The sequence below is a fragment of the Microbacterium nymphoidis genome, assembly GCF_021044885.1.
GTDB classification, from domain to species: domain Bacteria; phylum Actinomycetota; class Actinomycetes; order Actinomycetales; family Microbacteriaceae; genus Microbacterium; species Microbacterium nymphoidis.
The window spans coordinates 1475644-1496781 of record NZ_JAJNOD010000001.1 but is presented as its reverse complement, the minus strand read 5'-3'; the positions used below and the strand labels follow the sequence as shown (position 1 = coordinate 1496781).

19 protein-coding genes are annotated in these 21138 nt (G+C 69.6%); 8 read left to right on the top strand and 11 right to left on the bottom strand.

The genetic code is table 11. The features are described from left to right. Window positions 1-44: 44 nt before the first annotated feature. From LQ566_RS06945 to LQ566_RS06935, 3 genes are read right to left on the bottom strand one after another with little or no spacing between them, the layout of a single operon-like run. On the bottom strand, window positions 45-320 hold the full coding sequence (locus tag LQ566_RS06945; protein WP_231090881.1) for a hypothetical protein: 276 nt from the start codon (window positions 318-320) through the stop codon (window positions 45-47). 40 nt (window positions 321-360) lie between these two features. Beyond that, entirely contained in the window at window positions 361-783 is a 423-nt protein-coding gene (locus LQ566_RS06940) for a DUF1801 domain-containing protein (RefSeq protein WP_231090880.1), read from the bottom strand. Beyond that, on the bottom strand, window positions 780-1352 hold the full coding sequence (locus tag LQ566_RS06935; protein WP_231090879.1) for an HhH-GPD-type base excision DNA repair protein: 573 nt from the start codon (window positions 1350-1352) through the stop codon (window positions 780-782). The genes LQ566_RS06940 and LQ566_RS06935 overlap by 4 nt, the downstream gene beginning before the upstream one ends. A 56-nt stretch (window positions 1353-1408) precedes the next feature. Here LQ566_RS06935 and LQ566_RS06930 point away from each other — a divergent pair, with 56 nt between their 5' ends. The 4 genes from LQ566_RS06930 (at window position 1409) to LQ566_RS06915 (ending at window position 4071) form a co-directional block, all read left to right on the top strand. Next, entirely contained in the window at window positions 1409-2803 is a 1395-nt protein-coding gene (locus tag LQ566_RS06930) for a protoporphyrinogen/coproporphyrinogen oxidase (protein ID WP_308070607.1), read from the top strand. A 201-nt stretch (window positions 2804-3004) separates the two neighbouring features. Then, window positions 3005-3394: a hypothetical protein gene (locus LQ566_RS06925; protein ID WP_231090878.1), complete on the top strand. Its 390-nt coding sequence runs from the start codon at window positions 3005-3007 to the stop codon at window positions 3392-3394. Window position 3395: 1 nt separating this feature from the next. Beyond that, on the top strand, window positions 3396-3806 hold the full coding sequence (locus LQ566_RS06920) for a phage holin family protein (RefSeq protein WP_231090877.1): 411 nt from the start codon (window positions 3396-3398) through the stop codon (window positions 3804-3806). After that, a complete protein-coding gene (locus tag LQ566_RS06915) occupies window positions 3796-4071 on the top strand; it encodes a hypothetical protein (RefSeq protein ID WP_231090876.1) in 276 nt (91 codons plus the stop codon). Before LQ566_RS06920 ends, LQ566_RS06915 begins: the two co-directional genes overlap by 11 nt. Before the next feature lie 13 nt (window positions 4072-4084). Here the strand turns inward: LQ566_RS06915 and LQ566_RS06910 are convergent, their stop codons facing one another. Further along, window positions 4085-5092: an FUSC family protein gene (locus LQ566_RS06910; protein WP_231090875.1), complete on the bottom strand. Its 1008-nt coding sequence runs from the start codon at window positions 5090-5092 to the stop codon at window positions 4085-4087. A 255-nt stretch (window positions 5093-5347) separates the two neighbouring features. Between LQ566_RS06910 and LQ566_RS06905 the strand changes: the two genes are divergently transcribed. Continuing rightward, entirely contained in the window at window positions 5348-6145 is a 798-nt protein-coding gene (locus LQ566_RS06905) for a uroporphyrinogen-III synthase (protein WP_231090874.1), read from the top strand. Next, window positions 6142-7122: a 2-phospho-L-lactate transferase gene (cofD, locus tag LQ566_RS06900; RefSeq protein WP_231090873.1), complete on the top strand. Its 981-nt coding sequence runs from the start codon at window positions 6142-6144 to the stop codon at window positions 7120-7122. The genes LQ566_RS06905 and cofD overlap by 4 nt, the downstream gene beginning before the upstream one ends. A 95-nt stretch (window positions 7123-7217) precedes the next feature. Here cofD and LQ566_RS06895 read toward each other — a convergent pair whose 3' ends face one another. Further along, window positions 7218-7889 carry a glycosyltransferase family protein gene (locus LQ566_RS06895; RefSeq protein WP_231090872.1) on the bottom strand — a complete coding sequence of 224 codons (672 nt, stop codon included), beginning with the start codon at window positions 7887-7889 and terminating at the stop codon, window positions 7218-7220. Continuing rightward, complete coding sequence (fgd, locus tag LQ566_RS06890) at window positions 7886-8908, bottom strand: glucose-6-phosphate dehydrogenase (coenzyme-F420) (protein WP_231090871.1); 1023 nt, start codon at window positions 8906-8908, stop codon at window positions 7886-7888. Before fgd ends, LQ566_RS06895 begins: the two co-directional genes overlap by 4 nt. A gap of 122 nt (window positions 8909-9030) precedes the next feature. Here fgd and LQ566_RS06885 point away from each other — a divergent pair, with 122 nt between their 5' ends. Further along, window positions 9031-9486 carry a hypothetical protein gene (locus LQ566_RS06885; RefSeq protein ID WP_231090870.1) on the top strand — a complete coding sequence of 152 codons (456 nt, stop codon included), beginning with the start codon at window positions 9031-9033 and terminating at the stop codon, window positions 9484-9486. On the opposite strand, the gene LQ566_RS06880 is transcribed toward LQ566_RS06885, so the two are convergent. Both LQ566_RS06880 and LQ566_RS06875 read right to left on the bottom strand, forming a co-directional pair. Further along, window positions 9476-10507 (bottom strand): alpha/beta hydrolase, encoded by a 1032-nt coding sequence (locus tag LQ566_RS06880; RefSeq protein ID WP_231090869.1) that lies wholly within the window; start codon window positions 10505-10507, stop codon window positions 9476-9478. The two genes, LQ566_RS06885 and LQ566_RS06880, sit on opposite strands and share 11 nt — an antisense overlap. Then, a complete protein-coding gene (locus tag LQ566_RS06875) occupies window positions 10504-11925 on the bottom strand; it encodes a M28 family peptidase (protein WP_231090868.1) in 1422 nt (473 codons plus the stop codon). Before LQ566_RS06875 ends, LQ566_RS06880 begins: the two co-directional genes overlap by 4 nt. Before the next feature lie 88 nt (window positions 11926-12013). Here LQ566_RS06875 and LQ566_RS06870 point away from each other — a divergent pair, with 88 nt between their 5' ends. Next, on the top strand, window positions 12014-13015 hold the full coding sequence (locus tag LQ566_RS06870) for an AsnC family transcriptional regulator (RefSeq protein WP_231090867.1): 1002 nt from the start codon (window positions 12014-12016) through the stop codon (window positions 13013-13015). Between the two features lie 71 nt (window positions 13016-13086). Here LQ566_RS06870 and LQ566_RS06865 read toward each other — a convergent pair whose 3' ends face one another. The 3 genes from LQ566_RS06865 to LQ566_RS06855 all read right to left on the bottom strand — a co-directional run bounded on the left by LQ566_RS06865 (window position 13087) and on the right by LQ566_RS06855 (window position 21041). Next, complete coding sequence (locus tag LQ566_RS06865) at window positions 13087-14397, bottom strand: MFS transporter (RefSeq protein WP_231090866.1); 1311 nt, start codon at window positions 14395-14397, stop codon at window positions 13087-13089. A 168-nt stretch (window positions 14398-14565) separates the two neighbouring features. After that, window positions 14566-15390: an ABC transporter permease gene (locus tag LQ566_RS06860; protein ID WP_231090865.1), complete on the bottom strand. Its 825-nt coding sequence runs from the start codon at window positions 15388-15390 to the stop codon at window positions 14566-14568. Further along, entirely contained in the window at window positions 15387-21041 is a 5655-nt protein-coding gene (locus LQ566_RS06855) for an ATP-binding cassette domain-containing protein (RefSeq protein ID WP_231090864.1), read from the bottom strand. Before LQ566_RS06855 ends, LQ566_RS06860 begins: the two co-directional genes overlap by 4 nt. Window positions 21042-21138: the final 97 nt, after the last annotated feature.

Sequence of the window (21138 nt, the reverse complement as noted above, 5' to 3'; positions counted from 1 at the left end):
CGCGCGATTGGCTCCAAACCTCGGGTTTTGGAGCCAATCACGCGCTATGAACGCGGTGTGATGGTGATGCGACCCCGCGTGAGGGCATCCTCTGTGGGGTTGCCGCCATCCGGGCTGGGTACCTCGATCGGAAGCTCCTGCTCGGCGTCCCAGATGGCGCGCGCCTGGGCGGCGGATGGCGCCCACACCTCGTCGAACATGCCGATGGTCGCGCCCGAGGTCGATCCGCGTCGTCCGCGGTTGAAGAAGAACCCCACCACGAGGGAGACGAGCACCAGCAGCGGCAGCGCCACTGTGAACCACCCCAGGATGTCCTTCATGTCTTGAGGGTAGGACGCCTCCGCTGGCCGGGCAATCGGGTCAGCGGACCTCGAGGGTCATTCCAGGGATCCCGTCCGAGAGAGCGATGGCGTGGGACCGCTCCAGAATGCGACGGAGCACGGCGAGGTCGACGGCGGCGAGATCCTTCAGGTACAGGCAGCCCTTCGTGAACGTATGCGGACCGAGTTCGCCCAGGTCGTCCGCGTGCGGGTCTGCACCCTCCAGGAGGTAGATCGTGCTGGCGGCTTTTCGCGGAGCGAACGCAGCCAGAGGCATATCGCCTTCGGTGCCGGTGGGATAGCGGTAGTGGCAGGCGCCGAAGCCCACGATGGTTCCCCAGAGCGCCGGCTCGTGGCCGGTCACCTCTCCGAGCATGGCAACGAGCGTCTCCGCGTCGCGGCGTCGCCTGTCAGGCGTGACCGCCGCGATGAACCCGGCCACATCCCCGCCGGTGGGCCTCACCGGGGCGCCTTGGCCGCAGCCTTCACGGACTTCTTGAACTCGCGCACCTTCACCAGGGATTCGGGAGAGGTGATGTCGGCAACGGAGCGGAACGACCCCTCGTCGCCGTATGCGCCCGCGGCCTCACGCCACCCCGCGCCGGTGAATCCGTACTGCTTGCCCAGCAGCGCCAGGAAGATGCGCGCCTTCTGGTCGCCGAATCCGGGCAGCGCCTTGAGCCGCTTGAGCACGGTCGCACCGTCGGGGGAGTCCTTCGTCCAGATCTGCGACGCGTCGTCGTCCCACTCCGTCGCGATGACTTCGCACAGGGCCTGGACCCGTCCGGCCATCGACCCCGGATAACGATGCACGGCGGGCGTCTGTTTGAACGCTTCCGTGAAAGCCTCGGGATCGTACCCGGCGATCGTCGCCGCATCCATCGTCCCCACGCGCTGCTGGATCTTCAGCGGGCCGGAGAACGCCGTCTCCATGGCGACCTGCTGATCCAGCAGCATGCCGATGAGCAGTGCGAGCGGGTTCTCGGTGAGCAGTTCGTCCGCCGCGGTGTCGTCCGTGATGTGCAGTGCCATACGCCCAGTCTTCCATCGGCGCTCCGGCACGGGAAGGCGGATGGGAGGATGGTGGAGTGTCCGACGTCTCCGATCTCGTAGCAGCCGCCCAGCACACACCCGTCGTGGTGATCGGGGGTGGGATCGGCGGGCTGGTCGCCGCGTATGAGTGCGCCAAGGTCGGCATGCCCGTGACGCTCCTCGAAGCTTCTGAGCGTCTGGGCGGATCCGTTCGCACCGTGGACGTTGGAGGGGTGCGCGCGGACGCTGGAGCCGTGTCCTTCGCCGCGGACGGGGCGGTCGACCGGCTCATCGACGCTCTCGGGCTGGCCGAACTCGGGCTGGACGGCGGGCGCGTCGCGCAGCGCACCGGTGTCCGCTCGACGACGAGCGCACGCGGGCTGGTGCCGCTTCCCGACGGCGTGCTGGGCATTCCGGCCAACCCGTTCCTCACGGACGCGGTGCGCATCATCGGCTGGGGTGGCGCCTGGCGCGGCTACCTGGACCGGTTGCGCCCACCGCTGACGATCGGGCACGAGAACCGCCTGGGCGTGCTGGTGCGCAAGCGCATGGGCGCGAAGATCGAGCAGCGCCTGGTCGCCCCGGTCACCCGTGGATCGCTGGGCCTCGCACCCGACGAGGTCGACGTCTCCATCGCTGCCCCTGAGCTTAACCCCGCGCTCACCCGTCAGGGATCGCTCTCCGGCGCGGTCGCGGAGATCCTCGGCGACGCGTCCGCCCGGCCCCGGCTCACGCTCGCGAACGGGATGGAGACGCTCGTCGCCGCGCTGGAGCGCCGCATCGCCGAACTCGGCGGGCGAGTCCTGCTCGCGACGGCTGCCGAGTCGATCGTTCGCACCGGTGACACCTACCGTGTGACCGGCTGCCGCACCACCGACCACTCCGAGGATCCCGAGGGCGACGCCGCCGCGCCGGAGGAGTTGACCGCCGCTGTGGTCGTCCTGGCGGCCGATGAGCATGCGGCGCGACCGCTGTTGCACGGAATCGTCGAGCTTCCCGCGGAGTTCACCCCCCGGTCGCGGCTGACCACCCTCACCGCGATCGTCGATGGGGCACCCGCGTGGGGAGCAGGGGTGTACCCCCAGCCGGCTGACTCGGACATCGTCAGCATCGACGACCTCACCGCGCAGTGGGACGTCGGTGCTGATGCGGGTGCCCGGGTCGTGCGTGCCCGCCTCGCCGGGGTCCACACCCCGGCGGAGGCCACCGCGCAGCTGGAAGGCGTGCTGGGAGTCTCGGTCCGCGACGCGGTGATGGCCGATTTCGATGCCGCCCCGCATCGCGAACAGCGCGGGTTCGCCGCCGCAGCCGCACGTCTGCACGATCCGAATCTCTGGCCCGCGGGCCTGGGTGCCACCGGGGCCTGGCTCGCCGGTGCCGGACTGGACCTCGTGGTCGCGGACGCACAGAGTACGGCGGAGCGGCTTCGGCGAGGCGCGCTGTTCTCCTGAGCTCCGCTCGGCCAGTCCGTGTTCGATGGCGGATGGAAAAGCACACCCGGGGGAGTCGATCGGCGGTGCGTTCTCCATCTCCCACCGTGCAATCCCCGCCGGTCCGCTGCGCTGCGCTGGCTGACAGAGCAGTGGATGCCGGAATCGGAATATAGGGTTACGCTGGTCTCGCACACCAGCAGACGCTGCGGGGGAGGACCCATGAAGGGCAAGATCGGACTGGTCGTCGGCATCGGCATCGGATACGTACTCGGAACACGCGCCGGGCGAGAGCGGTACGAGCAGATCAAGGAAGCCGCGGGCAAGGTCTGGAACCTGCCGCAGGTGCAGACCCAGGTCGCCAAGGTCGAAGATCTGGCGAAGTCCGCGGCGCTCGCGCTGCCGCGCACGCTCTGGAACACCGGCGTCAAGGTGGCCCAGGCGGCCGCCGGCTCCGGCACCACCGGGCAGAAGCTGGATCGAGCCACCGCCACGGCGCGCGCTGAGGCACCCACGGTGAAGCGCGCCGCCGCCGAGTCGATCGACGAGGTGGTCGAGGCCGCCGATGAGGTCGCGGAGAAGCTCAAGAAGCCCCGCACGAAGAAGGGCTGACATGACGACTCCACGCGGATTCCGCGATCGCGCGGACGACGGCCTGCTCACCCTGCTCGGGGAGGTCCCGGAGCTTGTTCGCAATCTGGTCATCGCCGAGTTCAACGCCGCCAAGGCGTGGGTCACGCGCACGGCCAAGCACGCCGGCATCGGTGTGGCGTGGTTCCTGGCCGCCCTCTTCTTCCTGTTCTGGTCCATTCCGGCGCTGGGCACGTTCTTCATCGCGGGCCTGGCGTCGTGGATGCCGGTCTGGCTGTCGGCGCTCATCGTCTTCGTGATCATGCTGCTGATCGCCGCCGTGCTCGCCGTGCTCGGAGTCTTCCGCATGAAGAAGATCGCTGCCGACGAGAATCCGGTGCAGGCCGCACAGACCGATGTGAAGATCGTGAAGGATATCGCTGATGAGCTCTGATCGTTCCGCCGCTGTTCCGCGCACCGCCGTTCCGCTGGGGATCAACGACCCCGTCGAGGCCGCACGCGCCGAGCTCAAGGCTGCGCTGAGCGCCATCGAAGAGAAGGTCAACGTGCCCAAGCAGGCGCAGAAGGCCACCGTGAAGGCTCAGCTGTTCGCCCGTCGTGAGCCTCTCAAGGCGGCCCTGGTCGCTGTCGGAGTGGCGGTCGCGGTCGGCGGCATCGTCTGGTCTGTGGTGCGTTCGGTCACCGACCCTCGCGGCTGAGTTTCGCGGTCGCTCAGCGCCGGCGGAAGGTGCCCGGACGGGTCAGATAGCCGATCCCGACGCCCACCACCACGCCGATGATCGTCTCGATCCCGCGATCCAGGATGAGCCCGGCTGTCGGAGCGGGTGAAGCCAGGTGCACCATGAGCAGGGCCAGCGGTGTGATGAACAGCAGTGCCAGGACGTAGTTGCGCCCCACGAGGAGCTCCACGGCGAACTGCAGCACGATGACGATGACCAGCGCCACCAGTGTGGGAGGGCTCCACCACAGCAGGAGCGCCGCGAGGGCCAGGCCGATCACGGTTCCCACGATCCGCTGCACGCCGCGCACGAGCTGCGGCACGAACTCACGTGACGCCAGCGGCACCACCGCCGATACCATCGCCCAGTAGGGGTGGCCGATGCCGATCGACGTGGCGATGGTTCCCGCGATCAGCACTCCCGCTGCGGCACGGATCACGTGGCGCAGCTCGATCGGATGCGCCTCGGGCCGAGCCCCGGTGAGCGAGCGCCCGCGCCGCAGGGCCCCCGTTGCGCCCAGCAGGATCGAGAACGCCGCGACGGAGACGCTCACCACGGTGGCGGGAACGACCAGGGCGGGTGTCGCGGGGATCGATGCACAGGCAGTGAAGGCGAAGATCGGGAACAGCGCCCCCGGGGGATGCCAGCGCTGACGATCACTGAGCGCGGCAGAACCTGCGGCGAGGAGGGCGGCCAGAGGGATCACCAGCCATGATCGCGCCGGTGACAGCCCCACGAGCACCCCTCCGATGACGGAGGCGACCAGCACGCCTCCGGCCACGGACTGCATGCGCAGGCGGCCGGCGTAGTCCGACGAACGGCCATACAGCGAAGTGAACGCACCGAAGGCCGCATAGATCGACCACTCCACGTGGTCGATGCTGAACAGAACGAGCAGTGGCACCGCGATGGAGAGCCCGGCGCGCAGGGCCACGCGGTGCGCACCGGAGTGCGGACCGAAGCCGAGCAACCCCTGGATGAGCGGATGCCGATCGGTCATCGTTCCATTGTCTCTCATGCGTCTGAATGCATCATGGAAACCCCGGATCACGAGCGAATGCGACCCGGAACCACGAGCGGAACCGGGCAGGGGGGAAACGAAACGCCGGATCGGGGGTATATTCAAGGGAAACAGGCAGTTGCAATGGTGCGGACACTGCCGGTGGCGTGCGCCCATGCGCATCTTTCGCCCGGGTCCGCCACTCTCCCTGAGATCGTCATCCTCCCGGCGATCCACGCCCCTGAGAGAGTTGTCATGACTACAGCCAACGAACATCACGAGAAGCCGCTGACCGGCTGGCGCGTTCTCGTTCCCCGCGGTGGTCCCTGGGGCGACGGCGTCGCCGCGAGCCTCCGCGACCAGGGAGCCATCCCCGTGGTCGCCCCTCTCATCAACTTCGCTGCGACGACGGATGCCGCAGCCCTCGATGACGCGCTGCGCCGGCTGCAGGACGGCGAGTTCGACTGGCTCACCGTCACCAGCGCCACAACGGTCGACGTCCTCTACGCCCAGCGCACCGTCGTTCCCGCGAAGACGCGGATCGCGGCCGTCGGCGAGACCACGGCTGCGGCGCTCCAGGCGGCGGGCTATACGGTGGACCTCGTGCCGGCGGAGGACAACTCCTCGGCGGGCATGGCGGCTGATCTGATCGCGCTGGAGACGGAGCCGAAGAAGTTCCTCACGCTGCGAAGTGAGCAGGCGAAGCCGGTCCTCACTGAAGCGCTGCTGGGTGCCGGGCACCACGTGCATCAGGTGGTGGCATATCGCACGGTGGGCGTGCCGGTGACGGAGCGCATCGCCCGCGACGTCGCCAACGGGCGCATCAACGCGATCCTCGTCACGTCGGGTTCGGTCGCGGCCCAGGTGCGCGAGCAGTTCGCGGTGATTCCGGAGGAGACGATCATCGCGGCGATTGGTCCTCGTACCGCCAAGGACGCGCGTGGTATCGGACTCAACGTGGACATCATCGCCGACCAGCAGACCGTCGATGCGCTCATCGCCGCGGTCTCCAAGTTCCCGCTGCCGCACGCCGCGGACGAGTTCGCCCGATGAGGCGGGTCGTGATCCTGGCCGGCGGCGTCGGCGGATCACGATTCACCCTCGGGGTGCGAGAAGCGCTTCGCCGCCGTGGTGAGGCGCACCAGATCACGGTCATCGCCAACACCGGCGACGATCTGTGGCTGAGCGGCGTGCGGCTGCAACCCGACATCGATTCGCTGCTGTATGCGCTGGCCGGTGTGAACGACACCGAGCGCGGGTGGGGCCGGGCCGGGGACACGGAACGCGTCAACGCGGAGCTGCAGGCGTGGGGCGGCGGATGGCCGTGGTTCACTCTCGGCGACCTCGATCTCGGCACCCACCTCGCCCGAACCGGATGGCTCCGCGACGGCGCCACAGTGTCCGAGGTGGTGGCCCGTCTCAACGGACGGTGGGACCTCGGTGCGCGAATCCTCCCGATGACCGATGCCGAGGTGGACACCATCGTCCACCTTCGCGACGGATCCCGCATGCACTTCCAGGAGTGGTGGACGCGTCACCGCGCCGCCCGTGCCCCGGAGCGGTTCGTGAACCCGGGAATCGAGCAGGCTCATCCGGCGCCCGGTGTGCTCGAGGCGCTCGCCGAGGCCACGGATGTTCTCATCGCGCCATCCAACCCGGTGGTCTCCCTCGGGCCGATCCTCGCCGTGCCCGGCATCCGCGAGGCGCTTGCGCTCGCTCCGGCCCCCGTGGTGGGTGTATCGCCGGTGATCGGCGGCGCCGTGGTGCGAGGCATGGCGGATGTGTGTCTGCCCACCATCGGGGTCGAGACGTCGGCGGCCGCGATCGCGGGACACTACGGCGCACGTGATCGCGGCGGCCTGCTGGATGCCTGGTTGATGGCCGAAGAGGACGTGGCGCTCGCACCGGGTGTGGCGGCCGGAGGTATCGACGTGTCGGTGGTTCCGCTGTGGATGCGGGACGCCGACACCTCCGCTGCGCTCGGGAACGCCGCGCTGTCGGTCCGCGACGACGAGGGCTTCGCGGGCTGAAGCCTGCCGACGGTGCCGATCGGGGACCGGCGCACCTGGTGGCGCCTCCTCCCCGCCCCGCGGGCAGCTCAGCCCCGTGTCGCCGGGCCCGTTCTTCAGCCGGTCAGGGCGCGAGTGCGCGGGCCCAGGGTGAGCTCTGGTGCGTCGCGAGCGGCGTTCAGCTGCACCGGGGTGTCCACATCGCGGCGCAGCGACGGGGCGGCCGCCAGCGGTGTTGCACCCGCAGCCAGGTGCCGGGCGAAGGAGTCATGGCCGAACGAGGGCTGCAGAGCATGCGGATGCTGCGCGGTGAGCATGACGGTGCCCACTCCCTCGCTGTCAGACACCGCGCCGTACGGTATGTCGGCGGCGAGGAGCAGGGCAGCGTCCAGATCATCCGGATGCAGAGCGGGAAGGTCGGCGTGGATCACCGCGACGAACCCGCCACCGACGCTGTTCAGTCCGGCACGGACGGCGTCGTTGAGCGCATGCTCGACCGCATCCGCCCGGTCCGCGCGAGCGGTTCTCACCGATTCCGGCGCTGCGGTCTCTTCGGCGACGACGTCCACCGCTGCGCTCGTGATCTGCTCCCGAGCCGCATCCGCGAGCGCGGCGTCGGATGTCACCAGCACGATCCGCTCCACCCGCCGGGCGGCGGCGATGCGCTCCAGGGTGTCGAGCGCGATCGCCCGCGCGAGCTGCGCATCCGCCCGCAGGCGTGATTCGCCGTGCGAGGTGTGTTTGACGGGGACGACCACCGTCCACCCCGCGGGTGCCGCAGCGCTCACCGGCGCGCAGCGGCCTCGCGTGCGCGGAGGCGGGGCAGCACTTCTTCGCCGTAGAGACGCAGGAAGGCCTCCTGGTCCTCGCCGGGGTCATGGAAGACCAGGTGGCGGAATCCGAGGTCGCGGTAGTGCTCGATGGCGGCGACGTGCTGGTCGACATCGTCGGACACGATGAACCTCGAGGCGGCGCGCTCGATGGGCAGCGCATCGGCGAGCCGTTCCATCTCCACCGGATCGTGAACGCTCGTCTTCTCTTCGGGAGACAGCGCCAGGTTCGCCCAGAACCGCGTTTTCTCCTGGGCTTGCGCGATGGTCGGCGCCAGGGAGACCTTGACCTCGATCAGCGTGTCGATGTCGTCCCTCGTGCGCCCCTGCTTGCCGAGCCCCTCGTCGAGCGCGGGGAGGAGAGTATCCGTGTAGAGCGTGTCGTCCTTGCCGCTCGTCGTGATGAACCCGTCCGCGATCCGGCCGGCCAGGCGTGTGGCCGCCGGTCCCGCGGCGCCGATGTATATGGGCACGCGCTGGTCCGGGCGGTCGTAGATCGTGGCGTCGTGGGTGGTGTAGTAGGTGCCGTCGAACGTGACACGCTCTTCGCTCCACAGCCGGCGGATCAGCGTGATGGCCTCTTTCAGGCGCTGGAAGCGCTCGGGCGAATCGGGCCAGGGCTGTCCCAGCGTCACCTCGTTCAGTGCCTCCCCGGTGCCCACGCCCAGGATGATGCGGCCCGGGTTCATCACGCCGAGTGTACCGAACGCCTGAGCGATGACCCCGGGGTGATACCTCAGCGTCGGGGTGAGCACAGAGGTTCCGAGCAGGACGCGCTCGGTGCGCTCGCCGAGGGCTCCCAGGAGCGGGATCGCGGCCGGTGCGTGACCGCCTCGGTGCCGCCAGGGCTGGAGGTGATCGCTCACGAACACGGAGTCGAAACCCACCTGCTCGGCGATACGACCGAAATCGACCAGCTCGCGCGGACCGAACTGCTCCGAAGACGCCTTATAGCCCAGCCGCAGCGGAACGCTCATCACGACTCCCTTCCTCTCCCGCCATCCTTCCACCCGCGACCGACAGCGGGGCGTCCCCGATCGTTAGGGCTTCGTAGCGATTCTCCCTGCCGCCTGTCGGTGGACGCTGGCAGACTGAGGGCATGGTGACGCTGCTGCTGGACTCTGCGAATCTCGAGATCTCGTTGTCCGTCACCGAGCGTGCCGCCGCCTTCGCACCCAGCAGCACGATCCGTGTCTCCCGCTCGGACATCACGCGGGTGCAGCTGACCGATGACCCGTGGACGTGGCTGCGCGGCGTCCGCAAGCCGGGTACGCAGATTCCCGGTGTGATCGCTGCGGGCACATGGAACTCCATCGCCGGCACCGACTTCGTCGTCGTGCGCGGTCACCGCGAGGGCGTCGTCATCGAGCTCACGGAGGATGCGCCCTACCAGCGGTTACTGCTGACCACCCGTCACGGGCTCGCTCTGGTGAACGCACTGAGACTGGACGCGTCCGAGCAGCCGGAAGAGGTATCGGAGATGGTGGCGCACGCCGAGCCGAAGGCGCCGCGCAAGCGCAGCCCGAAGGGTGCCGCCCGCCCCGCTACGGCGTGACGTCGAGCTGCGCCGCGATCCAGTCCGCGGCCTCGGACGGGGCGTAACGGGCGCGCATCGTGCCGGAGTGGTGGGAGGGCCACCAGCGCCCGGTGAGCTCCGCTCCCGAACGTCGATACGTCTGCATGAGCGCCGCCGTGGAGATCGCGGGAGCGACCTCGTCGAACCGCGCCGCATCGATCCGTACCGGCGAGCGGAATCCGCGCAGGGCGGCCACGTCGTTGGCTCGGAAGGAGCGGTACAGGAGCCGGAAGAGCTCGTCGCCGGATCGTCCGCCGATCCGCGCAGGTGCGATGTCTCCCCAGGAGCCGGGGGCGGACAGCTCCGTGAGGCAGAGCCGATCCAGGTCGCCCCAGCGTGCACGCGCCCGGTCGCTGAGTCCGTCGGTGGCGATCAGCTCCCGCAGACGCTCGTCCTCGGTGCTCGCCCCGCGCAGCATGAGAGCGATGAGTGCGGAGACCACGCCAGAGCCCGGCACAGCGGCGGGGAGCGCTCGGGCGAGGCGGATGCTGAGGTCCATGCGGGTGACGGGCGTGAATGCGGCCGTGCCGCGCAGTCGAGAGCGGGAGTCGGGCTCCGGGGCCACCGATGCGAAGAGCGCGGCGACGGCGCCCTCCGAGTGCCCTGCGGCGAGCCAGTCATCCCCGAGCCGGTCATCGATGGTGCTGCGGGCACGCACCATGGCGCACAGGGACGCGCCCAGCGGCCGTCCGATCAGGTAGGGGTGCTCTCCCGCGCTGCCGATACCGGGGTAGTCGGGACGCAGGACCGCGATTCCGCGGGCGAGGAGGGCGTCGCAGAGCGCGTCGCCCTGGGACATCCGCCGCCACTCGGGATGCTCGGGCGAACCGGTGCTGGGCGCCGAGCGACGAGATGCCCCGGTGGTCATGTGCCCGAACACCACCACGGGAAAGCCGGTGCTCGGGGCGGGGGCGTGCGGCACGTGGACGAGCCCCGTCTCGACGGTGCCATCCGCATCGAAGGCGACCGCGCGGGTGGTGCCGTGGACGAGACCGGTCACCAGCGCCCCCGTGGAAGCAGCCGGCGCAGGGCCGCCGGCATCGTGCCCAGCAGGGAGCCGCGTCGTCGTTCGGCGTCATCGATCACGTCGGTGAAGAACCGTGCGACCGGGGCGAGCTGGTCGACGTCGATGCGATCGATCGTGTCGACGTCGTCGTACAGATACAGCGGACCGGAGATGAGGCTCACCGTGGGCACGCCGGACACCAGCGTGAACGAGGCGTCGGTCGGGATCCCTCCGGCAAAGAACTCCAGCGGGGCGGCGCCCATCAGGGTGGTCGAATGCAGCGCGTTGCGGCGCACCGCGCGGGCGATGCGGGCGGTGAACGCAGGATTCACGTTGAGGAAGATGCCCCGGGGTTCGGTCTCACCGGTGGAGCGGAATCCGCCGTCTGCGCCCTCCACGGCTCGCAGGCCGATGTGCTCGATCGTGGTGTTCAGCACGATGTTCCAGGGCGAGTTGCGCGACAGCACGTAGCGACGGGCGAACTCCTGGTGTGCCTGATATCCCGTGAAGTGCGTGTCGAACGTGACGAACAGCAGGGTCTTGTCGCGCCGCGCGCCGCCCGCCGCCGCCCGGCCGTAGTGCTCCGCCAGCGCGATCACCTCCGCCGTGCCCGAAGCATCCTCCACCGCGCCCGCGCCGACGGAGTCGTGGTGCGACTGGATCATGATGGCGTCGTCACTGGCACCGGCGAGCACCCCGATCACGGTGCGTGAGATCACCTCCTCACGCGTGATGTCGAGGGTCAGAGCGGCGCTCGCGCGCTTCGCGAGGGCTGAGCGCAGCCGCTCGCCTCCGGCCCGTGTGACCCAGACACCCGGCAGGGGAAACAGCGTCCGGCGATAGTACTCGTTGTGGTAGCCGAGGGAATCGGGATAGTCGCGGAGGACGCCGATCACCCCGATCGCGCCCGCGGCTGCCGCCTCGCGCATGGTGCGCGCGAGCGACGTGACGTACGGGTTCCGGCTGCGCAGTACGTCTCGCCGCAGGACGCGGCGCCCCGGATCGTGGATGAACAGCGTCAGAGGCAGGGTGTGCGCGAGCGTCATGTCGAAGGTGAGATCGAACAGCACGATCGCTCCGCGGACGTCGTGGCTGCGCACGCGGCCTGCGCCGATATCCACGACAGGTGCATCCACACGGTGTTCGGCAACGCCCGTCCAGGTGTGGCCCGCCAGGCCCGAGTGCAGGATGGGTGAGCAGTCGATCCGGGTGTCGCCCACCGTCAGCCCGTGCTCGCGAGCACGCCATGCGTACGATGCCACCTCCATGATCTGGGTGTCGAGCCCGGCCTGCGCGAAGCGGCGCTGCACATAGCCGGCCGCGGCAGCCCCACCCGGACTCCCGGTGGCCCGCGGGGAGAGCGCGATCAGATCCTCGATGGTCGCCATCATCGCGGGAGCGGTCAGTGTCATCACTCCAGGTTAGGAATCCATATGCGTAGGTCGGACGGATGCGCCGGTTCCGTCAGACTGGAGCGTCACGGAGTCTAGGATTCGTCACATGGAAGATGTCGACGACGCCACCGTCGCCCGCTCCCTGGATGAGATCGATCTGGCGGTGCTGCACGCACTGCAGATCGACGCCCGGGCGCCCTGGGCCCGCATCGCTGCCGTCATCGGCGTCGACGCGGCGACGGTGGTCCGGCACTGGAGCGCCCTGCGCGCCGACGGACTGGCCTGGCTGACGGCCTGGCCCACCCCCCAGCGATGGTCGGCCACCACCGACCTGGGGGTGGCCCTGCTGGATTCGCGTACCCCGGCGGATGCTCTCGCGGCGGTGGTGCGCCGACCCTGGGTGCTGAGCGTGGACGAGACATCCGCCGGCTTCCTCGCGTTGCTGGCCACTTCGGCGGGCCTTGCCCGGCTGGGGGATCGCGCGCGGGAGCTCGCCGACGACGGGGCTCGGGTGCTGCGGATGGATGTGGCCGCATCGATCGTGGCGGAGGACTCCACCTGGCGCCTGGCGGTGCTCTCGAACGCGCAGCAGCGTTCGCTGCGCGCCGGCGCGCCGAGCGAAGCGGTGGGTTCCCGGCCGATAGCAGCCACCACGCTCGCGGAGATCGCGGCCGCTCTGGACGAGGATCCGCGCATGCCCGCAGCGACGCTCGCCCTGCGGCTCGGCGTGTCCGAGGCGACGGCGCGACGCCACCTGGAACGGGCCACGGCGGCAGGGCTCCTGCGATTCGGGTGCGACCTCGCGATGCCCGCGGCCGGCTTCCGGCGGGGCGTGGTGCTGTGGGGGCGCAGCGAAGATCCGGAGGGGGCCGCCGTCCGTGCCGCTCGCCTGCCGGAGGTGCATCGGGCGGGCATCCTCGTGGGCGCGGCCCCGCTGTTCGTGTGCCTGCGGTCTCGATCTCTCACGTCCCTTCCCGCCGTGGAGCGGGCCTGGGGCGGCGATGTGGAGATCAGCGACCGCTGGGCGGTGCTTCGTGGCATGAAGCGCAACGGACACGTGCTGGACGCCGAGGGGCGATCGGTCGCCCGGGTCGCTCCGTCGTGGTGATCGGTTTCATCGCGCGCACATCGTCCGAATCCGGCCCGGTTGAGAGCGTTTTGCGCACGATGAACGCGTGATCAGGCCGACCGCAGACGATCGTCGAGGCGGTAGCGCAGCAGCGGGATGAGGCTGAGGGCGCACAGGGCGGCCGGGATCACGGAGACGCCCACCACGATCGCCCACTGCGCGCTCGCGCTCTGCGGGGCGGCGTCACCCGTCGAGGCCGCGTATCCGCCGATCGACAGCACCAGTCCGAGTAGCGCTGGTCCCAGGGCCAGCCCCAGCAGCTCGAAGCCGGACCACACGCCGGCAATCATCCCGATGCGGTTGACGCCGTTGCGCTGCGCGTCATCGGCGGCGAGGTCGGGAAGCATCGCGAGCGGGAACAGCTGCGCGCCCGCGTATCCGACGCCCACCACCGCGGCGGCGATGAACATCGGCAGCGCATGACCGGTGCGCGCGGTGAGCAGGGCCAGTAGCCCCACCGTCATCACGACGGTCGCCACGGCATACCCGCTCCGCTTGCCGATGCGAGCGGAGAGCCGGGACCATGCGGGCGTCAGCACGACGGCGGGGCCGACGAAGCAGACGAACGCGATCGTGGCCGCTGAGGGATCGTGGAGCACATGCCGCGCCACGTACACCACGCCGCCCAGCACCATGCCGATGCCGACGGCCTGCAGCACGAACGCGGCGATGAGTACGCGCGCGTCGGCCTGACGCAGCACGATGGTCAGTTGGTCGAACAACCGGCCGCCGGCCTGCTCGGTGCGCGTGAGCGGCACCGAACGCGTGCCCCACCACACCCCGATCGTCCCGATGAGGATGAGCGCCGCCATCGCCACGGCCATCACGCGGTAGCCGGCGATTCCCCCGAAAGTCTCGACGAGAGCGGGCGCCGCGGCCCCCGCCACCAGGATCGCCAGCGTGAACACGATCACCCGCCAGGTGATCATCCGCGTGCGCTCGTCGTAGTCGTCGGTGATCTCCGCGGACATCGCGAGATAGGGCACCTGGAAGAACGCGTAAACGGTCGCTGAGGCGAGGAAGGCGATCAGCACCCAGAGCGCGGCCGCCACGGGCGGCGCCGTCGGACCGAAGAACATCGCGGTGAAGGCGAGGGAGAGCAGGATCCCGGCGCGGAGGATGAAGGGACGACGTCGTCCACGCGGGTTACGGGAACGGTCGCTGAGCCGCCCCGCAACGGGGTTCAGGAAGAAGTCCCACGCCTTCGGCGCGAACACGATCATCCCTGCGATCGCTGCCTCCACGCCGAGCAGATCGGTCAGATAGGGCATCAGGATGAGACCCGGGACGGTCCCATAGGTTCCCGAGGAGATGCCGCCGAGGGCGTAGCCTGCTCGAATGCGGCGCGACAGCGCAGTCATGGGGCGATGTTATGGCGAACGGTGCATCTCGTTTCACTCCATGCCTCCGATCCGTCACGGGCGGGCGCAGGTTTCCCTTGATCCGTCAGCGGATTGCGCCTGTCGGTGTTGCTCAGCGGGGCGGTGTTCTGGAAATCGGCGGGCTGCGTGCTGTGATGCGTCAGCGGGTCAGTCGATGTCGCGTCGCCACGTGGTGAAGGTGCCGATCACGGTCAGCAGGACGGCGTAGCCGGCCAGAACCAGCGCACCCACCCACCATGCGGGGGTGTCCGACGCTGCGTCGCCGGTGCCCGCGATCGCCAGCAGGCTCTGACCGACGAGGGCGTCCGATGCTGCGCCGGGCAGATACTGCAGCGGCTCGCGCAGCTGGTCGACGAACATGCCGGCCATCCGGATCACCGGCTCCACGAACTGCGTGAACGCCAGCACCACCACGATGGCTGCCACCTGGTTGCGGATGACGCTGCCGACGCCGATGCCGACCAGCGTCCAGAGGATCAGGGCCAGCACAACGCGTCCTGCCATGGCCCAGGTGCCGGTGCTGCCGAGGGCGGTCTCCTGGCCGAACACGGCGAGCATTCCGGCGCCACCGCCGATGGTGGAGGCGATGGCGACCACGCCGTAGATCGCCCCCATGATCACGCCGACGATCAGCTTCGAGCTGAGCACGACGCCGCGACGCGGATTGGCCAGCAGCGTCGGCACGATGAGCTTGTGACGGAACTCGCTGGTGACCATAAGCGTGCCGAAGAGCAGGGGCAGCACGTAGCCGCTGCTCGCGGCCAGCGAGTAGATCCAGGGCGCGACCTGGTCTGCGGGCAGCGGAATCGGCTGTCCGCCAGGAATGCTCCCCGACGCGCTCGCGCCGACCGCCGCACCCATGCCCACGGCGAACATGAGCAAGTAGGCCACCAGGATGACGCCGATCACCCACCAGCCCACCGTGGTGAACTGCTTGGTGAACTCGGAACGGGTCGCGTTGCCGAGGCTCATCGGCCCTCACCTCCGTGGTCGTTGGCGTCCGTGTGGTCTGTTTCGGCGGCGTGCTCGTCGCCGAAACGGCGGAAGAACGCGTCGGCGGCGTCATCGGACTCGGTGCGGTCATCCCGCCGCTCCCACGCGTCGCGCGGAACCGGGTCCTCTTCCTCGAGCGAGTCGTCGTCCGTGTCTTCGGTGAACTGCGCGAGCGGGATCTCGATCACGCGGGTCGATAGATCCTCCGCCGGAACATCGCCGTGCAGCGCCGACGTGACGGCATCGGCCGCGTACGGGGCGGTTCCGGTGTCGTGCGTGGGATCGACGGATCCGTCGCGCATCAGCTCGTCGCCGTCGGGGTCTGCGCTGGTGCGGGAGCCGAGGAGCAGGTCATCGAACGACAGCTCGCCGGTGACGGGATTCGCCTCGTACGTGAGCACGGTGGGCGCGGGGACGTCGGGGACGTCGGGAGCGTCCTCGCCGGTGGACGCATCGGGGTCACCGGACGTTGTGCCGGGGGAGGGCGTGCCGTGTTCGGCGGACGTCGCGGCGCTGTCGTCGTACGTGTTCGCGTCGGAGGTGTTCTCGTCGGAGGTGTTCTCGTCGGAGGTGTTCTCGTCGGAGGTGTTCTCGTCGGAGGTGTTCTCGTCGTGCGTGTTCGTGTCGGAGGTGTTCTCGTCCTGCGTGTTCGCGTCGTATGCGTTCTCGTCGTGCGTGTTCGCGTCGTGTGGGTTCTCGTCGGAGGTGCTCTCGCTGGACGTGTTCGCGTCGTCCGTGTTCGCGTTGTCCGTGTTCTCGCCGAATGGGTTCTCGCCGGATGGATTCTCGGCGGTTTCGGCGCGGGGAGCGTCGTCGAGAGGGCCGTCGTGGCTCGGCTCGGACGAGAGGTTGTCGTCCGAGCGGACTTCTCCGGTGTGGTGCGTGTCGGCGACCGCCGCATCCGCGGGCTCCACTCCATCGCCGGCGTGCTCAGTACCATCGTGGTCCGACGTGTGAGCGGAGCTGGTGTCGGTCGAGTGGATGGATTCCGCCGTGACCACCGGAATCGTACCGGTGCGGATAATGCCGATCTCGCCCGTCGCCGCCACCTCGTACCGGGTCTCGGCGGCGATGTCCTCGGCCCGGATGACGCCGATCTCACCGGTGGGCGCCACCTCGAACACGGTGTTGTCAGAGGCGGTGCTGGCGTCAGCATTGGTGCGCGGCGGCTGCGGCGGGGTCCACCCTTCGCCGGGTCCGCTGTCCTGCCTTGGAGCCCACGCGGAGTCATCCGGCTGTTCCGGGGCGGGGTCTTCCGCTGACGGCGTCGCCGTGAAAGAAGTGGTGGCCGTGGCAGGGGCGCGGAACAGCGGCGGGGTGGCGGGGGCCGGAGCGGGCTCCGGTGCATCCGTGGCCTCGAAGACAGGAATGTCGAAGGCGGACCCGTCGTGCTCAGGGATGTCGCTCTCGCTCGCCGGTGCCGGTGCCTCGGCGTTCGGTGACCAGGTGTCGGACGAGGGCGCGTGCTCGCTCGGCGTGGTGACGTCATCGGACGGAGCCGTACCACCGGGTGCTGTGTTGTCCGCAAAGGTTGCGTAGCCGTCGGCCGCCTCATGGTCGTTGGGCGTCGCGTTCCCGTTGGTCGGCGTCGCGTTCCCGTCGGTCGGCGTCGCGTTGCCGTCGGTCGGCGTTGCGTTCCCGTCGGTCGGCCCGTCGGTCGGTGTCGCGTCGGTCGGCGTCGCGTTGGAGTCGGATTCGTGGAACGAGGGTGTCTCGCCGGATAGCGCCGGGTCGGACTGAGTCGTGACGCTTGTCTGCCCGCTGTCATCCGCGTCTGCGAACGCGCTCGTTGTGCTGGTGCCCGCATCGGGTTCGGGGCTGGCGTCGGTGAGGGAAGCTTCCGGTTCGCTGCGCTCCGCGGACGTGTCGGGGAGAGGAGACTCCAGCACGGCGGCATCATGGGCGGCCGTGGGCGGCACATCGGCCTCACCCTGCGCGGAGGCCTCCGGCCTCGCCCCGGCGGACTGATCAGTGCCCGCCGAGTTCTCCGAGATGCGAGGCGTGCTCGCCAGGGCAGCATCGGTGGTGAGTGTCGACTCGTCTCCCGCTGCCGGGACCACGGAGATCAACTCGGTGGGCAGGTTCCAGTCTCCCGCGGGATCGTCCTCGGACGTGGCCTCTGCAGGCGATGCCTGCTCGGCAGGAACCGCACCCTGCAGTCCCGTGGCATCGTCTCCCGTGAACGCCCCGGACTCCGAAACAGCGGCGTCCTCGGTCGCCTCGGCGTTGTTGAAGAGCTCATCGAGCGTGCCGATGGCGTCTGTGACCACCGGCGGCGCGGCGTCCGACGACGCGGCGGCGTTCTCGGTCGCCTCAGCGGAGCGTCGACGTGAGAGACGCCACCACGGGCGACGCTCGGGTCGCTGCGGCGCGGCAGAAGCACTCACCGAGCCGGGCTCGTCTGTGCTCTGGGGCTCATCTGTGCTCTGAGGCTCGTCTGTGCCCTCGGGCTCGTGGATGATCTGCGGCTCAGCGGGGGCGGTCGTGGCGGTGGCTGCCGACAGCGGCATCGCCCAGTCCGGTGTGATCTCGTCGCCGAGGCCGTCCTCGTCCGAGTCCGCCGCGGGCAGACGAGAAGATCTGTCGGTGCTGTCGGTGCTGTCGGTGCTGTCGGTGCTGTCGTGCGCGTGGTCTGTTTCTGCCGGGAAGGCAGATTCTGCGGCGAGATCGATCTCGCCGTCGCCCGTGACGCTCGCCGACTCTGGCAGGTACGAACTGTCCGGCACCGAGGAGGCCGTGCCAGCACCCCGGTCGTCGGAGCGGCCAGTGGCGTCGTCGGCGGGGCCCGCAACTGCGTGGTCAGCTGGTCTGCTGTCAGAGTCGAGAGCAGGATCATCGCCGAACGGGTACTTCATCGACGCAGGCATCCACCAGGCACGAGGTGCAGCTTGGTCAGCCTGGCCCGCGGGAGCGTCCTTTGAGACCGAGCCCTCGTTCTCTCCCAGGGGAAGTTCCACGCTGGTGGGAGGCACAGTGTCCCCAGAGCCGGGGGCGGTCTCCACCGGCGATGCGTCCTTCGTGCCACCATCGCCGGTCTCGGGGACTCCGGCATCCGTGACGTTGTCGAACGCCGTCGAGACGCCATATGCGTCGCCGTCGGCGCCACCATCGTTCGCCGCGGTGGCTTCTGCACCCGTGTATGCGTCCGGACCACCGGCGGGCTCTGCGCCTGCACCCGCGTCTGCATCGGCGTCGGCATCAGCGTCGGCGGCGACGTCTGTGTGAGCGCCCGAGGAGAACTCTTCAGCACCGCCGACTGCGGCTGCTTCCGGCTCGGTGTTCGTGTCCGCGTCGAGGTGACCGCCGTCGCTCGTGCCGCCTCGCTCGTCTTCGAGGCCGGGGGAGTCCTCGGGCGGACCTGCGGCGTCTGCGTCGGCCTGGTGATTCGTCCCGTCTTCGGCGAGCGTCTCGCTCGTCTCGGCGACCGGCTCGGTGCTCGCCGCAGAACCGTCCCGGGCGTCCTCGTCCGGCGCATCCATCAGCGACGCGGTCCCGGTGGGAACGCGAATCTCGGCAGGCATCCACCATGCGGTACCGAGCCCCGCCGGTCCACGATCGTCCGAACTCACGTCCTGCCTGTCGTTGGATTCAGGGACCGGCTGCGCGGAATCGAGCGCTTCCGCCGTGGGGGATTCTTGTGAAGGCGCTTCCTCACCGCTTGTCTCGGAAGCGCCCCAGCCGTCAGCATCCTCGGCGGACGTCGGGGCATCGCCGGACAGCGCGGTGTCGCTCGACAGCCCAGTGTCCTCGGTCGGCGGCGTGGTGCCGTCGCCCGGCTCTTCGTCGGAAAGATCACGAGCGGATTCGCCGGCATCGGACGCACCGGCGAAGCTCACGATATCCGGTGCCGCATCGTCGGCGGAGTGGTCAGCTTCATCGTCCGAGGACCTGCCGGCGGCGTCATCGGGGCCTGTGATGGGGCCGCTCGCATCGGCCTCCGAGGCGAACGCGGCTCCGTCGGAGCCATACGCGTCATCGTGCGGGCTCGCGGGAGCGTGGGCACTGGCAAAGCCGTTCCCGTCAGCGTCGGCTCCGTGGATGTCGTCGCGGGTAGCCTCGTCGGCGTCATCGGGGCTCTCAACGTCAGCGCGCTCCGCGTGCGGAACTGCAGCGTCAGCGTCAGCGTCAGTTTCGGTGTCGGCGCCAGTTTCGGTGTCGGTGCCGTCATAGATGCCACCGTCGGTGCCGGCTCCGTGAATGTCGTCACGGTCGGCGTCAGACTCGGCGGCTGCGTCCGGGCCCCCCTCTTCGAGAGCTCCGCGGCCCTCGGCGCGCGAGCCGAACTCGGCTGCCGGAACGTTCGACTCGGAAGGCTCGGCGTCGGCGGGGGCCACAGGGAGGAGAAGGCGGTCCTCGCTCGATTCTTCGCCGTTTGTCGGCGTGGCATCCGCGGTATCGCCGCCCTCCCCGACGGAACCGTCCACTCCACTCGGCGCGTCCGTAGCGGCATCCGCACTCACGTCGGAGTCCTGCGTGACAGCGGGTTCGCCCAGGAGCATCTGCTCAGCGGCGCCGGCCGAGGACGTGTCCGGCTCGTCACGGTCCGTTGCCGCACTCGCTGCGGCCGTGGCGAAGGCTCCTCCGGCCACCGCGCCGGCGGCCACGGATCCCGCACCGGCAGCGGCGGGTCCGGCACCGGTCGCGACCGTTGCCGCGGACGTGATCGCAGAACCTCCGCCGGCTGCAGCGCCCGCGTCTGCATCGCCCAGCGCGCGGCCCGAAGCGGAAGGGTGTACCCGCGTGCCGTTGGTGAGCTCGAAGAACACCTCTTCCAGCGAGGGGCCCTTGCGCTGCAGCAGTGAGAGCGCCACGCCGGCGTCCGCTGCGGCCGCGCCCACCTCGGCGGTGGTCGCGCCGCGGACGGTGAGACCTGAGCGCAGGAGCTCGGCGGTGAGACCGGCTTCACGCAGTGCGGCGGCCAGCGCGCCTCGGTCGGGACCGTCGACCACCGTGGCCGACTCCTCGTCGGTGAGGAGGTCGCCGAACCCTCCGTGGAAGACCAGCCGACCGCCCGAGATCATGATCAGCGCGTCTGCCGTCTGCTGGACCTCCGCGAGCATGTGCGAGGAGACCAGCACGGTGCGACCTTCGGCAGCGAGCGCGCGAAGGAAGCCGCGGATCCAGGTGATGCCCTCGGGATCGAGTCCGTTCGTCGGCTCATCCAGCACGAGAACGCCGGGGTCGCCCAGCAGCGCCGTTGCGAGCGCGAGGCGCTGCCGCATGCCCAGGGAGTAGCCGCCCACCTTGCGTCCTGCGGCGCCACTCAGCCCGACGAGTTCCAGAACCTCGGGAACGCGAGAGAGCGCGATGCCCGCGGCACGTGCGTAGACCTTGAGGTGATCGGAGGCGGTGCGCCCCGGGTGGAAGGACGTTGCTTCGAGCACCGCCCCGACGGTTCGTGCCGGGTGAGCGAGGCGCCCGTAGGGTGCGCCGTCGATCAGCGCAGAACCGGACGTGGGGGTGACGAGACCCAGCAGCATTCGCAACGTCGTCGTCTTGCCGGCACCATTCGGACCGAGGAAGCCGGTCACCACACCGGGCTCGACGCGGGCGGTGAGGCCGTCGACGGCGGTCACCGCACCGTAGCGCTTCGTGAGGCTCCGGAACTCCAACACGTGTCCTTCGGGCATGTGCCAGCCTCTCTTCGTCGCGAATCAGGTCATCTCATTGTGGCCGATTCAGCGTTTCTCCGGTGGATCATCGGCGATTCCGGAGGCGCGTCTGCCA

Bases quoted from the DNA above. Each gene is read 5' to 3' on its own strand.
- LQ566_RS06945 (WP_231090881.1), bottom strand. From the start codon at position 320: ATGAAGGACATCCTGGGGTGGTTCACAGTGGCGCTGCCGCTGCTGGTG.
- LQ566_RS06935 (WP_231090879.1), bottom strand. From the start codon at position 1,352: ATGGCACTGCACATCACGGACGACACCGCGGCGGACGAACTGCTCACC.
- LQ566_RS06925 (WP_231090878.1), top strand. From the start codon at position 3,005: ATGAAGGGCAAGATCGGACTGGTCGTCGGCATCGGCATCGGATACGTA.
- LQ566_RS06920 (WP_231090877.1), top strand. From the start codon at position 3,396: ATGACGACTCCACGCGGATTCCGCGATCGCGCGGACGACGGCCTGCTC.
- LQ566_RS06915 (WP_231090876.1), top strand. From the start codon at position 3,796: ATGAGCTCTGATCGTTCCGCCGCTGTTCCGCGCACCGCCGTTCCGCTG.
- LQ566_RS06910 (WP_231090875.1), bottom strand. From the start codon at position 5,092: ATGACCGATCGGCATCCGCTCATCCAGGGGTTGCTCGGCTTCGGTCCG.
- LQ566_RS06905 (WP_231090874.1), top strand. From the start codon at position 5,348: ATGACTACAGCCAACGAACATCACGAGAAGCCGCTGACCGGCTGGCGC.
- cofD (WP_231090873.1), top strand. From the start codon at position 6,142: ATGAGGCGGGTCGTGATCCTGGCCGGCGGCGTCGGCGGATCACGATTC.
- fgd (WP_231090871.1), bottom strand. From the start codon at position 8,908: ATGAGCGTTCCGCTGCGGCTGGGCTATAAGGCGTCTTCGGAGCAGTTC.
- LQ566_RS06885 (WP_231090870.1), top strand. From the start codon at position 9,031: ATGGTGACGCTGCTGCTGGACTCTGCGAATCTCGAGATCTCGTTGTCC.
- LQ566_RS06875 (WP_231090868.1), bottom strand. From the start codon at position 11,925: ATGACACTGACCGCTCCCGCGATGATGGCGACCATCGAGGATCTGATC.
- LQ566_RS06870 (WP_231090867.1), top strand. From the start codon at position 12,014: ATGGAAGATGTCGACGACGCCACCGTCGCCCGCTCCCTGGATGAGATC.
- LQ566_RS06865 (WP_231090866.1), bottom strand. From the start codon at position 14,397: ATGACTGCGCTGTCGCGCCGCATTCGAGCAGGCTACGCCCTCGGCGGC.
- LQ566_RS06860 (WP_231090865.1), bottom strand. From the start codon at position 15,390: ATGAGCCTCGGCAACGCGACCCGTTCCGAGTTCACCAAGCAGTTCACC.
- LQ566_RS06855 (WP_231090864.1), bottom strand. From the start codon at position 21,041: ATGCCCGAAGGACACGTGTTGGAGTTCCGGAGCCTCACGAAGCGCTAC.